This window comes from Micromonospora sp. NPDC003776 (genome assembly GCF_053605645.1).
This window is the reverse complement of record NZ_JBSGJR010000587.1, coordinates 1-4,227: the sequence shown is the minus strand read 5'-3', so window position 1 is coordinate 4,227 and position 4,227 is coordinate 1. Positions and strand designations below refer to the sequence as shown.

At 74.4% G+C, this 4,227-nt stretch carries 4 protein-coding genes; all 4 read left to right on the top strand.

Annotated features, from left to right (window positions below):
* The coding region (locus tag ACWEVO_RS31420) for a CocE/NonD family hydrolase (RefSeq protein WP_452311084.1) at positions 1 to 1,633 on the top strand (1,633 nt) is incomplete at its 5' end.
* 161 nt (positions 1,634 to 1,794) lie between these two features.
* Positions 1,795 to 2,664, top strand: coding sequence for a hypothetical protein (locus ACWEVO_RS31415; RefSeq protein ID WP_452311083.1), 870 nt, complete (start codon positions 1,795 to 1,797; stop codon positions 2,662 to 2,664).
* A gap of 102 nt (positions 2,665 to 2,766) precedes the next feature.
* Positions 2,767 to 3,342: an ArsR/SmtB family transcription factor gene (locus tag ACWEVO_RS31410; protein ID WP_452311082.1), complete on the top strand. Its 576-nt coding sequence runs from the start codon at positions 2,767 to 2,769 to the stop codon at positions 3,340 to 3,342.
* Positions 3,339 to 4,227 (top strand): MFS transporter (locus ACWEVO_RS31405; protein ID WP_452311081.1); only part of this gene is annotated, 889 nt, incomplete at its 3' end. The genes ACWEVO_RS31410 and ACWEVO_RS31405, both read left to right, overlap by 4 nt.

The window sequence follows — 4,227 nt, the reverse complement described above, 5'->3', positions numbered from 1 at the left end:
CGCCGGCGCGGCGCTGCGGCTGCCCGCCGCCCGTACCCGGCGGGTCACGGTGACCCGGGGCATCCCGGTCCGGGTCCGCGACGGCGTGCCGCTGCGTACCGACCACTACGCCCCGGACCTGCCGGGCGCGCCCGCCGTCCTGATCCGCACCCCGTACGGGCGGGGCGGGCCGATGCGGCTGCTCGGGCGGCTGCTGGCCGAGCGGGGTTTCCACGTGGTGATCCAGTCCTGCCGCGGCACGTACGGCTCCGGCGGCGAGTTCGCCCCGCTGGTGCACGAGCGCGACGACGGGCTGGACACCCTCGACTGGCTGCGGCGGCAGCCGTGGTGGACCGGGGCGTTCGGCATGTTCGGGGCCAGCTACCAGGGGTTCGTGCAGTGGGCGGTGGCCGCCGAGGCGGCCGACGAGCTGCGCGCCATGGTCGCGGTGGTGACCGCCTCGGCCACCCGTGACTCGACGTACGCGGGGGAGTCGTTCGCCCTCGACACCGTGCTCACCTGGGCCGAGCTGCTCCAGGCGCAGACCGTACCGTGGCTGGCCCGGCAGTGGGAGCTCAAGCGCGGCCAGCCGAGGCTGACCCGGGCCCTGGCCCACCTGCCGCTGGTCGAGGCGGACCGGATCGCCACCGGGGTGACCGTGCCGTTCTTCCAGGAGTGGCTGCGGCACCACACGCCGGAAGCGGACTACTGGCGGCGGCGCTGCTTCGGCGACCGGATCACCGAGGTGCGCGCCCCGGTGGCGATGGTCAGCGGCTGGCAGGACATCTTCCTCCCCGCCCAGCTCGAGGACTACGCGCGGCTGCGGGCGGCCGGCGCCCGCCCGCGGCTCACCGTCGGCCCGTGGACCCACGGCAGCCCCGGACTGTTCGTCGCCGCCCTGCGCGAGGGTTTCGACTGGCTCGACGCGCACCTCGCCGGGCGTCCGGTGCCCCGCCGCGGCCCGGTCCGGGTGCACGTCGGCGGCACCGGCGGCGGTTGGCGGGACCTGCCCGACTGGCCGCCGCCGGCCGTGCCGACCCGGTGGCATCTGCACGCCGGCCGGGTCCTCGGCCCGACCCCGCCGGCCCACTCCCGGCCCGACCGGATCTGGTACGACCCGGCCGATCCGACGCCGTCCCTCGGCGGGCCGCTCCTGGTCGCCCAGCGGGCCGGGGCGGTGGACAACCGGCCGGTGGAGGCGCGGCCGGACGTGTTGACGTACACCAGCGCGCCGCTGGACGTGCCGGTGGAGGTGCTCGGCCCCGTGCAGGCCGAGATCCACCTCCGCAGTGAACTGTCCCACCTGGACGTCTTCGTACGACTCTGCGACGTGGACCGCCGGGGCCGGTCGTGGAACGTCTGCGACGGCCTGGTCCGGGTGGCGCCCGGCCGCTTCGCCGCCGACCCGGCCGGCGTGGTCCGGGTGCCGGTGACCCTCTGGCCCACGGCGCACCGTTTCGCGGCCGGCCACCGGCTGCGGGTCCAGGTCTCCGGCGGCGCCCACCCGCGCTACGCGCGCAACCCGGGCACCGGCGAACCGCTCGGTATGGCGATCACCCTCCGTGCCGGATGGCGCGAGGTCCTGCACGACCCCGGGCATCCTTCGGCCATTGTGCTTCCGGTGGTGCCGCGACCGTCCACAGCCGCCCCATAGTTCCAGATAGTGCCTCTGAGCTGGGCGAACCTTCGAAAGCGCGGATAGTCTCGGGGTAAGTGCCCGGCGCTGTGCATCGTATCGGCCGGCGCATCCCCGCACCCCGCCCCTCACGCGCGGTGACGGCCCTGGTCGGCCGTGGACCATCGAAGGGGGAAGGCATGACGACCGCCCCGCAGAACCTGTTGGCCGTCCGGAACCTGCTGCTCAGCTACCTCAACGTCGACAAGAACGCCGTCCAGGCCGCGGACCTCGAACCCGGCGAGGTGGGCATCGTCGGCGACGCCAGTCACCTCGGGGGCTACCACTGCGGCTCCGACCGGGTGGTGCCGAACGACTACTCGGTCGTGGAGTCCACCCGGGACTCCTCCGGGCTGACACTCCACGCGTCCGCGCTGGACGTCGGGATGTTCACGGTCGTGACCGGCGGCCGGACGCACAACCTGCGCACCTTCTCGACCTGGTTCGTGGCGCAGTGCGTCGCCGGCGCCGCCGACACCAGGGACATCAGGGAGATCATCTACTCGCCGGACGGCCTGACCGTGAAGCGCTGGGACCGGCTCGGCAAGCGCACCACCGGCGACTCCAGCCACCTCAGCCACACCCACTTCAGCTTCTTCCGCGACTCGACCAAGGCGGGCCGCGACCAGACCCCGCTGTTCCGCCGCTACCTGACCACCATCGGCCTGATCGAAGGAGACGAGATGAGCGCCCAGGCGGAGAACGAGATCCACCAGGTCTACGCCGGCATGTTCTACGGCGGGTCGAGCATGGGTCGCTCGGTCGACCCCGACGGCACTGGACCCGCCAAGACGGCCAACAGCATGGTCGCCAAGCTCGACTACCTCATGCTGCGGGTGGACCAGCTCGCCGCCCAGGTCACCACGCTCGCCGGCAAGGACTTCACCGACGAGCAGGCGATCGTCACGGGCGTGCTCGCCGGGCTGCCGCCGGAAAAGATCGCCGAGGCGATCCCGCCGCAGCTGGCCAAGGACGTCGCCGACGAACTCGCCCGGCGGATGGCGGCCTGAGCGGGGCCGGCCGGGCGGTGGCCGGGGGTGCCGCGCCGGCCGACCCGGTGAGTTCAGCAAGAACTATTGCGCAATACGTCTTGCGGATGTCAGGCTGTCGGCATGACCGACCACGACATCCGGCACGTCACCGACTCGCGCGTCCTCGCGGCGCTCGCCCACCCCCTGCGCCGCCGCCTGATGGACGTGCTCAAGGTGTACGGCCCGACCACCGTCGGCCTGCTCGCCGAGCGGACCGGCCAGGCCCCGGCCAACGTCAGCCACCACCTCAAGATGCTGGCCGCCGCGGACCTGGTGTCGGAGGCGCCCGAGCTGGCCCGGGACCGCCGGGAGCGGTGGTGGCGGCTGCGTGACCGGGGAGTGCGCTGGTCCAACACGGACTTCGACGCCGACCCGGCCGCCCGCGCGGTGGCCGACGCCGCCAGCTCGCTCAACCTGGACCGGCACGCCGCCCTGGTCCGGGCCTGGCACGCCGCCGGGGACGACGCCCACGCCGCCTGGGGCGAGGGGCCGTTCAGCACCGACAAGTGGCTGCACCTCACCCCGGATGAGCTGGCCCAACTCGGGCGTGAGGTGATCGCGCTGTTCGACCGCTGGGCCGACCGCCCGGCCCCCGACGACGGGCAGCGGCGCGAGCCGGTCTTCCTGTTCGCCCACGGCGTCCCGGCCCAGCCGTGACCGCCCTGGCCGGTACGCCCGCCCCCGCGCGGCCGGGCGGCCTGCTGCGGCACCGCGACTTCCGGCTGCTGTGGGCCGGGCAGACGGTCAGCGCGATCGGCAGCAACGTGACCGCCGTGGCGCTGCCGCTGGTCGCGGTGGCCGTGCTCGACGCGGACACCTTCCAGGTCGCGGTGCTCACCGCCGCCGCCTGGCTGCCCTGGCTGATCGTCGGGCTGCCCGCCGGCGCCTGGGTCGACCGGATCCGCCGCCGCCCGGTGATGATCGCCTGTGACCTGGTCTCGGCGGCGCTGTTCCTCAGCGTCCCCGCCGCCGCCCTGCTCGGCCTGCTCACCATCGGCCAGCTCCTGGTGGTGGCGCTCGGCGCCGGCCTGGCCCGGGTCTTCTTCGAGACCGCCGACCAGGTGTACCTGCCGATGCTGCTGCGGCCCGAGGAGGTGCCCGAGGGGAACGCGAAGCTGCACGCCACGCGGACCGCCAGCTACCTCGTCGGCCCCGGGCTGGCCGGACTGATCGCCCAGCTCGCCGGTGCGGTGACCGCGGTGCTGCTCGACGCGCTGAGCTTCCTGGTCTCCGCGCTGTGCCTCGGGCGGATCCGGGCGGTCGAAACCCGGCCCGGACGACCCGCCGCGGGCACCTCGCTGCGCCGCGAGGTCCTCGACGGGCTGCGGTTCGTGGTCCGCGACCCGTACCTGCGCGTGCTGACCGTGTTCGGGGCGGCCAGCAACATCGGGCTCACCGGCTACCAGGCCGTCCTGGTGGTGTTCCTGGTCCGCTCGGCCCAGCTGCCCGCCGGCCTGGTCGGCCTGCTGATCGGACTGGCGAGTGTGGGCGGCCTGGTCGGGGCCGGCCTGGCCACCGGGCTCGCCCGGCGCCTCGGCTCCG

Bases quoted from the DNA above. Each gene is read 5' to 3' on its own strand.
- ACWEVO_RS31415 (WP_452311083.1), top strand. From the start codon at position 1,795: ATGACGACCGCCCCGCAGAACCTGTTGGCCGTCCGGAACCTGCTGCTC.
- ACWEVO_RS31410 (WP_452311082.1), top strand. From the start codon at position 2,767: ATGACCGACCACGACATCCGGCACGTCACCGACTCGCGCGTCCTCGCG.